Source organism: Rhizobium aethiopicum, from assembly GCF_014197535.1.
Taxonomy (GTDB): Bacteria; Pseudomonadota; Alphaproteobacteria; order Rhizobiales; family Rhizobiaceae; genus Rhizobium; species Rhizobium aethiopicum_A.
In genome coordinates, this window is the sequence record NZ_JACIFV010000038.1 from 26,097 (window position 1) to 40,660 (window position 14,564).

The 14,564-nt window shown below is 61.4% G+C and carries 13 protein-coding genes and 1 pseudogene; 10 read left to right on the forward strand and 4 right to left on the reverse strand.

What is annotated here, in order from left to right; translation table 11 throughout:
- Positions 1 to 14 precede the first annotated feature (14 nt).
- Positions 15 to 899, reverse strand: a complete 885-nt coding sequence (locus GGD53_RS29295; RefSeq protein WP_184460209.1) for a methyltransferase domain-containing protein — start codon at positions 897 to 899, stop codon at positions 15 to 17.
- Between the two features lie 77 nt (positions 900 to 976).
- On the opposite strand from GGD53_RS29295, the gene GGD53_RS29300 reads away from it, so the two are divergent.
- From GGD53_RS29300 to GGD53_RS29315, 4 genes are read left to right on the forward strand one after another with little or no spacing between them, the layout of a single operon-like run.
- On the forward strand, positions 977 to 1,753 hold the full coding sequence (locus tag GGD53_RS29300) for a ComF family protein (protein ID WP_184460185.1): 777 nt from the start codon (positions 977 to 979) through the stop codon (positions 1,751 to 1,753).
- A 32-nt stretch (positions 1,754 to 1,785) separates the two neighbouring features.
- Positions 1,786 to 2,043 carry a glutaredoxin 3 gene (grxC, locus tag GGD53_RS29305; RefSeq protein WP_184460186.1) on the forward strand — a complete coding sequence of 86 codons (258 nt, stop codon included), beginning with the start codon at positions 1,786 to 1,788 and terminating at the stop codon, positions 2,041 to 2,043.
- A gap of 11 nt (positions 2,044 to 2,054) precedes the next feature.
- On the forward strand, positions 2,055 to 2,912 hold the full coding sequence (locus GGD53_RS29310; RefSeq protein WP_184460188.1) for a carbon-nitrogen hydrolase family protein: 858 nt from the start codon (positions 2,055 to 2,057) through the stop codon (positions 2,910 to 2,912).
- On the forward strand, positions 2,909 to 3,337 hold the full coding sequence (locus GGD53_RS29315) for a DUF1178 family protein (protein WP_184460190.1): 429 nt from the start codon (positions 2,909 to 2,911) through the stop codon (positions 3,335 to 3,337). The genes GGD53_RS29310 and GGD53_RS29315 overlap by 4 nt, the downstream gene beginning before the upstream one ends.
- Before the next feature lie 20 nt (positions 3,338 to 3,357).
- Here the strand turns inward: GGD53_RS29315 and GGD53_RS32210 are convergent.
- From GGD53_RS32210 to ubiG, 3 genes and pseudogenes are all read right to left on the reverse strand, one after another.
- Positions 3,358 to 3,492, reverse strand: a pseudogene (locus GGD53_RS32210) (type II toxin-antitoxin system RelE/ParE family toxin); the annotation flags it as partial.
- A gap of 54 nt (positions 3,493 to 3,546) precedes the next feature.
- Positions 3,547 to 3,759, reverse strand: a complete 213-nt coding sequence (locus tag GGD53_RS29320; protein ID WP_246717913.1) for a ribbon-helix-helix domain-containing protein — start codon at positions 3,757 to 3,759, stop codon at positions 3,547 to 3,549.
- A gap of 62 nt (positions 3,760 to 3,821) precedes the next feature.
- A complete protein-coding gene (gene ubiG / locus GGD53_RS29325; protein ID WP_184460192.1) occupies positions 3,822 to 4,568 on the reverse strand; it encodes a bifunctional 2-polyprenyl-6-hydroxyphenol methylase/3-demethylubiquinol 3-O-methyltransferase UbiG in 747 nt (248 codons plus the stop codon).
- A gap of 294 nt (positions 4,569 to 4,862) precedes the next feature.
- Here ubiG and GGD53_RS29330 point away from each other — a divergent pair, with 294 nt between their 5' ends.
- The 6 genes from GGD53_RS29330 to clpB all read left to right on the forward strand — a co-directional run bounded on the left by GGD53_RS29330 (position 4,863) and on the right by clpB (position 14,390).
- Positions 4,863 to 6,137, forward strand: a complete 1,275-nt coding sequence (locus tag GGD53_RS29330) for an aspartate kinase (RefSeq protein WP_064686444.1) — start codon at positions 4,863 to 4,865, stop codon at positions 6,135 to 6,137.
- Between the two features lie 89 nt (positions 6,138 to 6,226).
- Positions 6,227 to 8,494 carry a phosphoenolpyruvate--protein phosphotransferase gene (gene ptsP, locus GGD53_RS29335; RefSeq protein ID WP_184460194.1) on the forward strand — a complete coding sequence of 756 codons (2,268 nt, stop codon included), beginning with the start codon at positions 6,227 to 6,229 and terminating at the stop codon, positions 8,492 to 8,494.
- A gap of 28 nt (positions 8,495 to 8,522) precedes the next feature.
- Positions 8,523 to 9,602: a peptide chain release factor 1 gene (prfA, locus tag GGD53_RS29340; RefSeq protein WP_184460196.1), complete on the forward strand. Its 1,080-nt coding sequence runs from the start codon at positions 8,523 to 8,525 to the stop codon at positions 9,600 to 9,602.
- Positions 9,599 to 10,459 (forward strand): peptide chain release factor N(5)-glutamine methyltransferase, encoded by an 861-nt coding sequence (gene prmC, locus GGD53_RS29345; protein WP_184460198.1) that lies wholly within the window; start codon positions 9,599 to 9,601, stop codon positions 10,457 to 10,459. Before prfA ends, prmC begins: the two co-directional genes overlap by 4 nt.
- 343 nt (positions 10,460 to 10,802) lie before the next feature.
- A complete protein-coding gene (locus GGD53_RS29350; protein WP_184460200.1) occupies positions 10,803 to 11,537 on the forward strand; it encodes a DUF4167 domain-containing protein in 735 nt (244 codons plus the stop codon).
- A gap of 252 nt (positions 11,538 to 11,789) precedes the next feature.
- Positions 11,790 to 14,390, forward strand: coding sequence for an ATP-dependent chaperone ClpB (gene clpB / locus GGD53_RS29355; protein WP_184460202.1), 2,601 nt, complete (start codon positions 11,790 to 11,792; stop codon positions 14,388 to 14,390).
- Positions 14,391 to 14,564 lie beyond the last annotated feature (174 nt).

Genomic DNA, 14,564 nt, shown 5'->3' on the forward strand with positions numbered 1-14,564 from the left:
GAAGCTGCGGACGATCACTGCCTGAGCTTGTGTTCGTCCACTTTCAGCGCGTCGGCAAGGCGTGCTTTGGCCGAGCCCGGCTGGAGCGGCTTCTGCTGGCTCTCGTGCGGAGCCCATCCGGAGACATAGATGATCGAAAATGTCGCGCGAATGCGTCCGTCGGGATCGGAATAGCGTTCGGCGTAGATCTCTGCGGCGCGCAGGAAGAAGGCGCGCGTCAGCGGCATGCGACTGCGGGCCGCAAGCGGATTGCTCATACCCATCGCCCTGAGATCGCGCATCAGCGGAAAGAGCGAGTCATACCGCACCGTATAGTTCTCAGCGTCGATCACCGGAAGGGTGAAGCCGGCGCGCTGCATCAGACCGCCGATATCGCGCACATCGGCGAAAGGGATGACACGCGGGCTTGCACCGCCCGTCATCTCGACCTCGGCGGCCAAAAGCACGTCGCGCAGTTCCTGCAGCGTGCCGGCGCCGGGAATGGCTGCCAGGAACAGCCCGTCCGGCTTCAGGGAACGGCGAATCTGGATGAAAACGCCGGGCGTGTCGTCGGTCAGATGAAGGCTGAGCGGCGCGAGGATGAGATTGGCCGATTGCGGCGCAAGCGGCACGTCCTCGAGCGGCGCCTCGACAAAAGTTTCACCCGGGGCCGCATAGGCCTTCTCGCTCTCGACGCGGATCATCGTGCCGACCTTGCCCGTCGCCATTGCCGCGCGGGCGGCTGCACCGGTCGTGCCATGCAATTCAACGGCGGTTTCGAAGCGCCGCTCGACGACATCAAGCCTCTCGGCCATTTCCTCGGCCGCGATGTCGAGCAGGAAGGCAGCTTTCAGGTCGCTGTTGACAAGCGCGCGATGGCGATTTGCGGCGATCAGGGCTCTGTCGAAGATCGTTTCCATGCGGATGTCCATAGTCCCGGCTGGCTGCAGCGGCAAGGCGATTTTCCTTTCGAAGAGAACAGGCTAGTCTGGACCTCATGAAACGGATCCACTCCGAATGGCCGGCAGATTTGCTCCGGGCGCATCTCCTGCGCCCGTTTTCGGCGCTTGCCGATTTTCTCTATCCGCCCGCCTGTTCCGTCTGCGGCATTTCGACCGGCGGCCATCGCGGACTGTGCGCGAAATGCTGGTCCGGCATCCGATTCATCGAGCGGCCCTATTGCGAAGTGCTCGGTATTCCCTTCTCGCATGATCTCGGCGCCGGCATCCTCAGCGCTGAGGCGATCGCCAATCCGCCGCCTTTCGATCGGTTGCGGTCGGCGGCGACGCACGACCATGCCGTCCGAGATCTCGTTCACGGGTTGAAATATCGCGATCGCACCGATCTGGCGCCGATGATGGCCGGCTGGATGCTGCGTGCCTCCGACGGCGCGGTGGAAAACTGCGATGCGCTGATCCCGGTGCCGTTGCACCGCACCCGCATGCTGTCCCGCAAGTTCAACCAGGCTGCCGAACTTGCCCGCCATATGGCGAACCTATCGGGCAAACCGCTGCTTGCTGCAACGCTCATCCGCGTCAAGCGCACCAGTCAGCAGGTCGGCCTCGGCGCCAAGGCGCGCGAGGACAATGTCAGAGGTGCTTTCGCGATTGCCAAAGGCTGCGAGAACGACGTTTTCGGCAAGCGTATTGTGCTTGTCGACGATGTCTACACAACAGGCGCGACAGTCGCCGCCGCCAGCCGGACGCTGCGGAAGGCGGGTGCCGCCGAGATAACGGTTTTGACCTTTGCAAGGGCCCTTTCCGAGCCTATATGACAGAAAATACCCGGCATCCGTCTGGAGATATCATGGTACCCGTCACCATCTATACACGGCAGTTCTGCGGTTATTGCAGCCGCGCCAAGTCCCTTCTCGAACAAAAAGGCGTCGACTATGTCGAGCACGACGCGACCTATTCGCCGGATCTTCGCCAGGAGATGATCGGCAAGGCGAATGGGCGCGCGACCTTCCCGCAGATCTTCATCGGCGCCGAACATGTCGGCGGTTGTGACGACCTCTTCGCGCTCGATCGCGCCGGCAAGCTCGATCCGATGCTGACGGCCTGAAGGAAGACCCGATGAGCTTCAAGGCTGCCGCCGTTCAGATGTGCTCCGGGGTCGATCCGGCAAAGAACGCCGCCGCCATGGCGCGGCTGGTGCGCGAGGCGGTGGCCCAAGGCGCCACCTATGTGCAGACGCCTGAAATGACGGGCATGCTGCAGCGTGACCGCGCGGCGGCACGCGCCGTGCTTACCGATGAGGCGCGCGATATCATCGTCAAGACGGGTTCCGAGCTTGCCAGGGAACTCCGCATCCACATGCATGTCGGTTCCACGGCGATCGCGCTCGCCGATGGCAAGATCGCCAATCGCGGCTTCCTCTTCGGTCCCGACGGGCGGATCCTCAATCGCTACGACAAGATCCATATGTTCGACGTTGATCTCGACAATGGTGAGAGTTGGCGCGAAAGCGCGTCCTATACGGCCGGTTCGGAAGCCCGCGTCCTGTCGCTGCCCTTTGCAGAAATGGGTTTTGCCATCTGCTACGACGTCCGCTTCCCGGCGCTTTTCCGCGCGCAGGCCGTTGCCGGCGCCGAAGTGATGACGGTTCCTTCCGCTTTCATCAAGCAGACCGGTGAGGCCCATTGGGAAATCCTGCTGAGAGCGCGCGCGATCGAGAATGGCGTTTTCGTCGTTGCCGCGGCGCAGGCCGGCCGGCACGAGGATGGGCGCGAGACCTTCGGCCATTCGATGATCATCGATCCCTGGGGCACGGTGCTGGCCTCGGCGGGCGCAACGGGCGAGGCGGTCATCGTCGCCGAAATCGATCCAGGCGCGGTCAAGGCCGCCCATGACAAGATCCCGAACCTGAGGAACGGCCGCGAGTTCTCGGTCGAGAAGATCGCGGGGGCAGTCGCAGGAGGCGTCGCCGCTTGATCCGCTATTCCCTTACCTGTGACAATGCCCATGAATTCGAAGGCTGGTTTTCAGAAAGCGCCGATTTCGACCGTCAGGTCGCGAGCGGGTTCCTGACCTGCCCGGTCTGCCATTCCGCCGCCATCTCCAAGCTCCTGATGGCGCCTTCGGTGTCGACCGCGCGCAAGAAGGACGAGCGGCAGACGCTGGCGATGGACGCCATGCGCCGGGAGGCCCTGGAAAAGCTGAAAGAGGCGGTCGCGGCCGTCAAAGCCAATTCCGAGGATGTCGGCGCGAAGTTCCCTGAGGAAGCCCGCAAGATCCACTATGGCGAGGCGGATGCCCGCGGCATCATCGGCCAGGCGACGGTCGACGAGGCGCAGGCGCTCGTCGAAGAGGGCATCGAGATCGCCGCTATTCCTGTGCTGCCGGAAGACGTGAACTGAGATGCGATGTAGGCATGCGGCATGTCCGCAATCTCCACACATGCAGAGCGTAGTTCGTCCATGAACGGCAAAGCGCGTGTTGGATTTTGTTCAAGAATATAGCGGCCGATTGCGAGGAGATCGGTACGGGCGGCCTGGGAGAAGGCCACCTTCATCGGCTACGGAGCTTGTCCAAGCCGAGTTCGGCGTAGACACCGCCGAACGCCGCATCAAGGGATACGCTCCGGCCGGCTTCCATCCTCGATGCCCTTTTGCAGTTCTTCTTCCAATTCGGGAACGCGTCGATCGTCATTGTAGCGCTCGCGCAGTACGCTTTCGATATAGTCGCTGCTCGACTTGAAGGCGCCGCGGGCAACTTCGTCGCGCACATATTCTTCGAGACGAGGTTCCAGGGTAACAGTAATTTTTGCGGCTTCGCCCATCGAGTTTCTCCTTCGGATGAACGGATTCACTTTATCACAGTTTTCCGGATGCGAAGACCTGCCTAAGCCTCGCGTTTTGCCAGCAGCATGTAGTTCACGTCCATATCTTTGGACAGGTTCCACTGGTTGGACAGCGGATTGAAGAAGACGCCGGTGCGGTCGGTGATCTCGAGACCGCTTGCCGCGAGCGGCTTTTCCAATTCTTCGGGGCGCACCAGCTTTTCATATTGATGCGTCCCGCGCGGCAGCCAGCGCAAGATGTTCTCGGCGGCGAAGATGGCAAGGGCCGCCGCCTTCATTGTGCGGTTGATAGTGGCGACGAAGATCAGGCCGCCGGGGCGGACCATTTTCGCGCAGGTCGTCATGAAGAGTTCGACGTCGGCGACGTGTTCGACCACTTCCATGTTCAAGACGATATCGAAGGTCTCGCCGGCATCTGCAAGCTCCTCGGCAGTGACGGCGCGATAGTCCACCGGGACGCCGGACGCCTTGGCGTGGGTCGAAGCAATGCCGATATTCTTCTCGGAGGGATCAGCGCCGACGACGGAGGCGCCCATGCGCGCGACTGGCTCAGACAGGAGGCCGCCGCCGCAGCCGATATCGAGCACGCGGAGACCTTCGAGCGGCCGGGCGTTTTTCGGATCACGGCCGAAATTCTCGCAGGCCTTGTCTCTTATGTAGGCGAGGCGGACGGGATTGAACTTGTGCAGTGGCTTGAACTTGCCGGTCGGGCTCCACCATTCCGCCGCCATCGCCGAGAAGCGGTCCACTTCGCCCTGGTCGATCGTGCTTCTGGCGGTTTCCGTCATGGTGTTCTCCATCGTTCATGTCATGTGAAGTCGGACGATCGGGGGCATAAGTCAAGGGGCGGCGCATAAGGGAGGGGCGAACGTGCAAATGGCCGGTAATTGCTTTTATCGTGTACGCTTGCCTCCCCCCGCCAAACTCGCTAAGAGACGCCGCAACTTGGGGCCTTCAGGGGCCTGGGCTTTAGAGCGGTTCCAGAAATGGAAGCCCGGCTCTTTCGCCAAGCGGTTCGCCCCAGAGCTTTCGTGATGCCGGGTCGGGTTTCCGCTGTCCGGCGCCAGTCGTGGTAGAGGCATATGGCACGCATCGTAATGAAATTCGGCGGCACGTCCGTCGCTGACCTGGACCGCATCAAGAACGTTGCCCGCCACGTGAAACGCGAAGTCGATGCCGGCCACGAGGTCGCGGTGGTGGTCTCGGCCATGTCCGGCAAGACCAATGAGCTGGTCGGCTGGGTGCAAGGCATGCCGAAGGTGATCGGCGCCAATTCTCCCTTTTACGATGCGCGCGAATATGACGCGGTGGTCGCTTCCGGCGAGCAGGTGACGTCTGGGCTGCTTGCGATCGCATTGCAGGCGATGGATATCAATGCCCGCTCCTGGCAGGGTTGGCAGATCCCGATCCGCACCGATAACGCGCATGGCGCGGCCCGGATTCTGGAAATCGATGGCTCCGACATCATCAAGCGGATGGGCGAGGGACAGGTCGCCGTTATCGCCGGTTTCCAGGGATTGGGGCCTGACAACCGCCTCGCCACTCTGGGACGCGGCGGGTCGGACACGTCGGCCGTCGCCATTGCCGCGGCTGTCAAAGCGGATCGCTGCGATATCTATACCGATGTGGACGGGGTCTATACGACCGATCCGCGTATCGTGCCGCAGGCGCGCAGGCTGAAGAAGATCGCCTTCGAGGAAATGCTCGAAATGGCCTCGCTCGGCGCCAAGGTGCTGCAGGTGCGCTCGGTCGAGCTTGCCATGGTGCACAAGGTGCGTACCTTTGTGCGATCGTCTTTCGAAGATCCCGATGCTCCGGGCATGGGCGATCTGTTGAACCCGCCCGGAACGCTGATTTGTGACGAGGATGAAATCGTGGAACAGGAAGTAGTCACCGGCATCGCCTATGCCAAGGATGAGGCTCAGATCTCGCTTCGCCGTCTTGCTGACCGGCCGGGCGTCTCCGCCGCGATCTTCGGGCCGCTTGCCGAATCCCATATCAATGTCGACATGATCGTCCAGAATATCTCCGAGGACGGATCGAAGACCGACATGACCTTCACCGTGCCGTCAGGCGACGTCGAGAAGGCGATCAAGGTGCTCGGCGACCATAAGGAGAAGATCGGTTACGATGTCGTGCAGAACGAATCGGGGCTGGTGAAAGTCTCGGTCATCGGAATCGGCATGCGCAGCCATGCGGGTGTTGCTGCCACCGCGTTTCGTGCACTTGCCGAAAAAGGCATCAACATCAAGGCGATCACCACCTCCGAGATCAAGATTTCCATCCTGATCGACGGTCCCTATGCAGAACTCGCTGTCAGGACTTTGCATTCCTGCTACGGTCTGGATAAGAATTGATTCCCAGTGGGCGGCCTGCCCCTTCAGGTTGAGTAGACGAGGGCCGGCCTGCCGGGACTGAGTGCGTTGTTTCGGGAGCTTGAGACGCCATGAGAGACCTTTCCGGCGGTCCGCGCGTGCTGCTCAGGCGGCTGCGCGAGTTGATGGCAGAGCCGCTGGAGCCGCAGGATCGTCTTGACCGGATCGTCCGCCAGATTGCCAGCAACATGGTGGCGGAAGTCTGCTCCGTCTACGTGCTGCGCGCCGACGGTGTGCTCGAACTCTATGCGACCGAAGGCCTCAACCGAGAGGCGGTGCACCTGGCGCAGCTGAAGATGGGACAGGGCCTGGTCGGCACGATTGCGGCCTCGGCGCAGCCGCTGAACCTTTCCGACGCGCAGTCGCATCCGGCCTTCCGTTACCTGCCGGAGACGGGCGAAGAAATCTACCATTCCTTCCTCGGTGTGCCGATCCTCAGGACCGGGCGCTCGCTTGGCGTTCTCGTCGTGCAGAACAAGGCGAGCCGCAACTATCGCGACGAGGAAGTGGAAGCGCTCGAAACGACGGCGATGGTGCTTGCCGAGATGATCGCCACCGGCGAGCTCAAGAAGATCACCAAGCCCGGCCTCGAGCTCGATCTGACGCGATCGGTGACGATCGACGGCGACACCTATAATGACGGCATCGGCCTCGGCTATGTCGTCTTGCACGAGCCGCGCATCGTCGTCACCAACCTGCTGAACGAGGATACGGAGAAGGAGATCCGGCGGCTGGCGGAGGCCATGGGGTCACTGAGGATCTCGATTGACGACATGCTGTCGCGCCGTGACGTGTCGATGGAGGGCGAGCATCGCGAGGTGCTCGAAACCTATCGTATGTTTGCGCATGACCAGGGCTGGGTGCGCAAGCTCGAGGAGGCGATCCGCAACGGCCTGACGGCCGAAGCGGCGGTCGAAAAGGTGCAGAGCGACACCAAGGCGCGGATGATGCGCTTGACTGACCCTTATCTGCGCGAACGCATGCATGATTTCGAGGATCTGGCGAACCGATTGCTCAGGCAGTTGACGGGTTATACCGGGCGCACGACCGCCGAAGGTTTTCCCAATGACGCGATTATCCTGGCGCGGGCCATGGGAGCGGCCGAGCTGCTCGATTATCCCCGCGCCAATGTGCGCGGACTGGTGCTGGAAGAAGGGGCGGTGACAAGCCATGTGGTGATCGTCGCCCGCGCCATGGGCATTCCCGTCATCGGCCAGGCGGCGGGTGTTGTGGCGCTCGCCGAGAATGGCGATGCCGTGATCATCGACGCCGACGAAGGGCATGTGCATCTGCGGCCGATGGCCGATCATCGGCGCTCCTACGAGGAAAAAGTGCGCTTCCGCGCGAGGCGGCAGGAGCAGTTCCGGGCGTTGCGCGCGATCGAGCCGGTCACCAAGGACGGCCAGCGGATCTCGCTGATGATGAATGCCGGCCTGCTGGTCGACCTGCCGCAGCTCTCGGAATCGGGTGCGGAGGGCATCGGTCTCTTCCGCACCGAGCTGCAGTTCATGATTGCCTCGACCATGCCGAAGGCGGAAGAGCAGGAGCAGTTCTACCGCAATGTGATCAAACAGGCGGCAGGCCGCGTCGTCACCTTCCGCACGCTCGATATCGGCGGCGACAAGGTGGTGCCTTATTTCCGAGGCCATGAGGAGGAAAATCCCGCACTCGGCTGGCGCGCGATCCGGCTGTCGCTCGACCGTCCGGGGTTGTTGCGCACCCAGCTGCGCGCCATGCTGAAGGCGTCCGCCGGCACCGAGCTGAAGCTGATGGTGCCGATGGTGACCGAGGTTTCCGAGCTGAAGATGGTGCGCGAACTCCTGCAGAAGGAAGTGCAGCATCTGTCGCGCTTCGGGCATGGACTGCCGCGCAAGCTGCAATTCGGAGCGATGCTGGAGGTGCCCGCGCTGCTCTGGCAGCTTGACGAACTGATGGAGGCGGTCGATTTCGTCTCGGTCGGCTCCAACGACCTTTTCCAGTTTTCTATGGCGGTCGATCGCGGCAATGCGCGGGTGTCCGATCGCTTCGACCCCCTCGGCAAGCCGTTTTTGCGGATCCTCCGTGATATCGTGCGCGGGGCGGATCGGAACACGACGCCAGTGACGCTTTGCGGCGAGCTTGCCGGCAAGCCGCTTTCGGCAATGGCGCTGCTCGGCATCGGCTTTCGGTCGATCTCGATGTCGCCGGCCTCGATCGGTCCGGTAAAGGCGATGCTGCTTGGGCTTGATGTCGAGGCGCTGGCGAAGGTGATGGACGAAGTGCTGGACGATCATCGCAGCACGGTGCCGATGCGCGAGGTGCTTGCCCGCTTCGCCGAGAGCCACAATATTCCCCTTTAGAGAAATATAAGAAGAATCGGAGTGAAGGGTGGCGAAGCTTCCCGTTGAAAAGATGCGCGAGCTGGAACGCCGTTTCGGCGAGATCGAAGCGCGCATGTCGGCCGGCCCGGCCGCCGATGTCTATGTGAAGCTCGCGTCCGAATATTCCGAGCTGCAGCCTGTCGTGGCGAAGATCCGCGCCTATGAGAAGGCTGTCGCCGAGCTTGCCGATCTCGAAACGCTGCTCGAGGACAAATCGGTCGATCGCGAGATGCGCGATCTTGCCGAACTCGAACTGCCCGAAGTGAAAGCGCGGATCGAGGCGCTGGAGCAGGAAATGCAGATCCTGCTTTTGCCGAAGGACGCAGCCGACGAAAAGAGCGCGATCCTGGAAATCCGCGCCGGCACCGGCGGCTCGGAAGCTGCCCTTTTTGCCGGCGATCTTTTCCGGATGTACGAGCGTTTCGCGTCGGAAAAGGGCTGGAAGGTAGAGGTGCTCTCGGCAAGCGAGGGTGAAGCCGGCGGCTACAAGGAAATCATCGCGACGATCACAGGACGGGGCGTCTTCGCCAAGTTGAAGTTCGAATCCGGCGTGCACCGTGTGCAGCGCGTGCCGGAGACCGAAGCAGGCGGGCGCATCCATACTTCGGCCGCGACGGTGGCGGTGCTGCCGGAAGCCGAGGAGATCGACATCGACATCCGGCCCGAAGATATTCGCATCGATACGATGCGGTCGTCGGGCGCCGGCGGTCAGCACGTCAATACGACCGACTCGGCGGTGCGCATCACCCATCTGCCGACCGGCATCGTCGTCACCAGCTCGGAAAAATCACAGCATCAGAACCGCGCCAAGGCGATGCAGGTCTTGCGCTCCAGGCTTTACGACGCCGAGCGGCAGCGGGCCGATAGCGAGCGCTCGGCCGATCGCAAGAGCCAGGTCGGCTCCGGCGATCGTTCGGAACGCATCCGTACCTATAATTTCCCCCAGGGTCGCATAACGGACCATCGCATCAATCTGACGCTTTACAAGCTCGACCGGATGATGGAAGGCGAGATCGAAGAGGTCGTCGACGCATTGATGGCCGATTATCAGGCAAGCCAGCTGGCGCAACTCGGCGAACAGCAATGAGCGCTACGGTCGCCGATATGCTTGCCGAAGCGCGCCGTCGTTTCACGGAGGCAGGCATTGTCGATCCGGTGACCGATGCGCGGCTGCTTGTCGCAGGCCTTTTGAAACTGTCCTCGACGGAGCTTTTGACGCGGTCGGCCGAGAGGCTCTCTTCCGATCAGGCGGAGACGATTTCGAGGGCCTTGGAGCGGCGTCTCGGCCATGAGCCGGTGCATCGTATTCTGGGCGAACGGGAATTCTACGGCCTGCCGCTTGGCTTGTCGGCAGAAACTTTGGAGCCGCGTCCGGATACGGAAATCCTGGTCGATACGGTGCTTCCTTATCTGAAGGACCTTGCAAAGGCGCAACGCCATCTCCATATTCTTGATATCGGAACCGGGAGTGGGGCGATATGCCTCGCGCTCTTGAGCGAGTGTCCCGAGGCGTCAGGTATCGGCAGCGACATATCGGCTGATGCACTTAGGACGGCGAAGTCAAATGCAGAAAGAAACGGGTTGCAGGATCGTTTTCAGACCGTGCAGTCGAAATGGTTCGAGAACATCCAGGGCTCCTTTCACGCGATTGTCTCAAATCCGCCCTATATTGCCTCCAATGTCATTCACGATCTCGCTCCCGAAGTGACGAAATTTGATCCGGTTGCAGCGCTGGATGGCGGCCCGGATGGGCTTGACGCTTACAAAGCCATAGCCAAGGATGCGGCAAGGTTCATGAGGCCCGACGGGGTTCTCGGACTGGAAATCGGCTCCGATCAGCGAAACGATGTGACGGCGATCTTCGAAGCGAAAGGCTTCAAGTGCCTCAAATCCGTGAAAGATTATGGTCAGAACGACAGGGCGCTCGTTTTCGCGCTTGCGTAAAAGGCGATAACTGCGGCATCGGGCGGGACATTATTGCTATTGCGAAGAAAAGGCTTGGATTTCCCAGGGAAGCAATATAGGTTGCGGACACGTGTTGGGCAGATAGGAATGAACGAGATTCGTTCGGTACTTGGTTTGCCTCGGGGGTCCGCTCTTTTAAACGAGAGTTTCAACGGTTGAACACGACCCAACGCGTGAATCAGTCAAACTGACTTGAGAACCAAGCGGCAGGTCGGCGCAAAGGCGCAGTATGCTCGCGGCACAAAGGTCCTGATCCGGTTTTCCGGTCATGGCGGTTCGTGCCATGTATCCATCACAAACAGAGAATTCAGGTGAACGATCTATGAGGCCAGGACAGCAAAATAAGCGCGGTCGAGGGCGTGGTAACAACAATAACAATGGCGGCGGCGGAAATAACAATAACAACAATTTCAACCGCAAGGGCGGTAACCCGCTGACCCGGAGCTATGACAGCTCCGGCCCCGATGTGAAGATTCGCGGTACTGCACAGCATATCGCCGAGAAATATGCGCAGCTTGCCCGTGATGCCCAGAGCTCCGGCGACCGCGTGATAGCCGAGAATTATCTTCAGCACGCCGAACATTACAATCGCATCATCGCCAGCGCTCAGGCGCAGATGCAGGAGCGGTTCCAGCGCGACGATCGCAGCGACTACAATGACCGCGACGCGGCGGATCGCGACAGCGACGACATCGATACCAGCGACAATGATGGCGACGATGTCGTCGTCGTCCAGCCGCCGCAGAGCAGGCAGCATCAGCCGCAGGCACAGTCAAAGCCAGCGCCGGCACCCGTTACGACGCCTGCCCCGGCACCCCAGCCCGAAATCATCGACGGAACCGGCCCGCAGCCGGAGATCGAAGGCATTCCCGCCGAGGTCGCCATGGACGAGGAAGGCTCTGCCGGCCAGTCACGCGAACGCCAGCCCCGTCGTCGTAGCCCCGGCAATCGTCCCCGTCGCCCGCGTCGCGGCGCAGACGGCGATGCAGCCTCCGAAGGCGAAGGCGAGGGTGCTTCCGCCGAGGCGCCGGTTCTGGCGGATGCCGCATCGGAATAAGGGATCTGGCCGCTCCTTTCGGGGAAAGCCAGGTGCTCATGCCATCTGTTCGAATTTCCTTGAAAATCCCCGGCCTCGTGCCGGGGATTTTCGTCTTATAGGCTCTTTAAACTCCCCAAACAGCGTACCATATTCTCCTCGACTGCTTCGCCCAAATCCCAGACGGGCCAAGCGCGGCCTGCCTTTTTAGGGGGTCGATCTCAATCATCGGTCTGCGCCTCGTAAGGGCAGGGCGATCAATGGAGGTAGAATATGAACATCGAGAAATATTCCGAGCGGGTGCGCGGCTTCATCCAGTCGGCCCAGACCTATGCGCTGGCGCAGGGGCATCAGCAATTTTCACCCGAACATGTGCTCAAAGTTCTGCTCGACGACGATCAGGGCATGGCGGCCTCACTGATCGAGCGTGCCGGCGGCGATGCCAAGGCTGCTCGCCTTGCCAATGACGCGGCTCTTGCCAAGTTGCCGAAGATATCAGGCGGCAACGGCAACATCTACCTGGCGCAGCCGCTCGCCAAGGTGCTTTCGACCGCCGAAGAGGTGGCTAAGAAAGCCGGCGACAGTTTTGTCACGGTCGAACGTCTGCTGCAGGCGCTGGCGATCGAATCCTCGGCTTCGACCTATTCGACGCTGAAGAATGCAGGCGTGACAGCCCAAGGTATCAACCAGGTCATCAACGATATCCGCAAGGGCCGGACCGCGGATTCCGCCAGTGCCGAGCAGGGCTTTGATTCACTCAAGAAATTCGCCCGCGACCTCACTGGCGAAGCCCGCGAGGGCAAGCTCGATCCGGTGATCGGCCGTGACGATGAGATCCGCCGCACCATCCAGGTCCTGTCGCGCCGCACCAAGAACAATCCAGTGCTGATCGGCGAGCCGGGCGTCGGCAAGACGGCGATCGTCGAAGGGCTGGCTCTGCGCATCGTTAACGGCGACGTGCCGGAATCGCTCAAGGACAAGAAGCTGATGGCACTCGACATGGGTGCGCTGATTGCCGGCGCGAAATATCGCGGCGAATTCGAAGAGCGGCTGAAAGCGGTCCTCAATGAAGTCCAGGCGGAAAACGGCGAGATCATCCTGTTCATCGACGAAATGCACACGCTGGTCGGCGCCGGCAAGGCCGATGGGGCGATGGATGCCTCCAACCTTCTAAAGCCTGCGCTTGCCCGCGGCGAGCTGCATTGCGTCGGCGCAACCACGCTCGACGAATACCGTAAACATGTCGAGAAGGATCCGGCGCTTGCCCGCCGCTTCCAGCCTGTCGTCGTCGACGAACCGACGGTCGAAGATACGATCTCGATCCTGCGCGGACTCAAGGAAAAATACGAGCAGCATCACAAGGTTCGCATCGCCGATGCGGCGCTGGTCGCCGCCGCGACGCTGTCCAACCGCTATATCACGGATCGCTTCCTGCCGGATAAGGCCATCGATCTGATGGATGAGGCGGCGGCGCGACTGCGCATGCAGGTGGATTCCAAGCCGGAAGAGCTCGATGAACTCGACCGCCGGATCATTCAGATGAAGATCGAGCGCGAGGCGCTGAAGAAGGAAACAGACGTTGCTTCCGCCGACCGGCTGAAGCGGCTGGAGACCGAACTCACCGCGCTTGAAGAGGAGGCCGATGCGCTGACGGCTCGCTGGCAGGCGGAAAAGCAGAAGCTCGGCCTTGCCGCCGATCTCAAGAAGCAGCTCGATGACGCCCGCAACGAACTGGCAATTGCCCAGCGCAAGGGTGAATTCCAGCGCGCCGGCGAGCTGACTTACGGCGTCATTCCGGATCTCGAAAAGCAGCTGGTCGAAGCCGAGAAGCAGGATGGCGAGCGCGGCGCGATGGTGCAGGAGGTGGTCAGCCCCGACAATATCGCCCATGTCGTTTCCCGCTGGACCGGCATCCCGGTCGATAAGATGCTGGAAGGCGAACGCGACAAGTTGCTTCGGATGGAAGACGAGCTGGCGAAATCGGTGATCGGCCAGGGCGATGCGGTTCAGGCCGTATCGCGCGCCGTTCGCCGCGCCCGCGCCGGCCTGCAAGATCCGAACCGGCCGATCGGCTCGTTCATCTTCCTCGGCCCGACCGGCGTCGGCAAGACCGAACTTACCAAGGCGCTCGCCCGCTTCCTCTTCGACGACGAAACGGCGATGGTGCGCATGGACATGTCGGAATACATGGAGAAACACTCGGTCGCCCGGCTGATCGGCGCGCCTCCCGGCTATGTCGGCTATGACGAAGGCGGAGCGCTGACGGAAGCCGTGCGCCGCCGACCGTATCAGGTCGTGCTGTTCGACGAGATCGAGAAGGCGCATCCCGACGTCTTCAACATCCTGCTGCAGGTGCTGGACGACGGACGGCTGACGGACGGTCAGGGCCGGACGGTCGACTTCCGCAATACGATGATCATCATGACCTCGAACCTAGGGGCCGAATATCTGACGCAGCTCAGGGACGGCGACGATAGCGATACGGTTCGCGAGCAGGTGATGGATGTCGTGCGCGGGCATTTCCGGCCGGAATTCCTGAACCGCATCGATGAGATCATCCTCTTCCACCGCCTGAAACGCGAGGAGATGGGTGCGATCGTCGATATCCAGCTGAAGCGGCTGGTGGCTCTGCTGTCCGAAAGCAAGATCGTTATCGATCTCGACGAGGAAGCTCGCCATTGGCTTGCGAACAAGGGTTATGATCCGATCTACGGCGCAAGGCCGCTGAAGCGGGTGATCCAGAAGTTCGTGCAGGACCCGTTGGCCGAGCAGATCCTGTCGGGCCAGGTACCGGACGGATCGACCGTCAAGGTGACGAACGGTTCGGACCGGCTGCAGTTCAGCACGCGGCAGACGGTGAGCGCAGCGGCTTAATTTGGTTTGTCGAGGAATGAGAAATGGCGGCTTCAGCCGCCATTTTTCGTTTAGAGCGTGCTGCAATTTTCCGGAATCGGGGATTCGCAAATCAGCGGAAATGTGATTCCCTATGCATGCCGGGAAAGGATGGCCGGCATGGATGACGCGACCCTATTCCGCAGACCTTCGCGA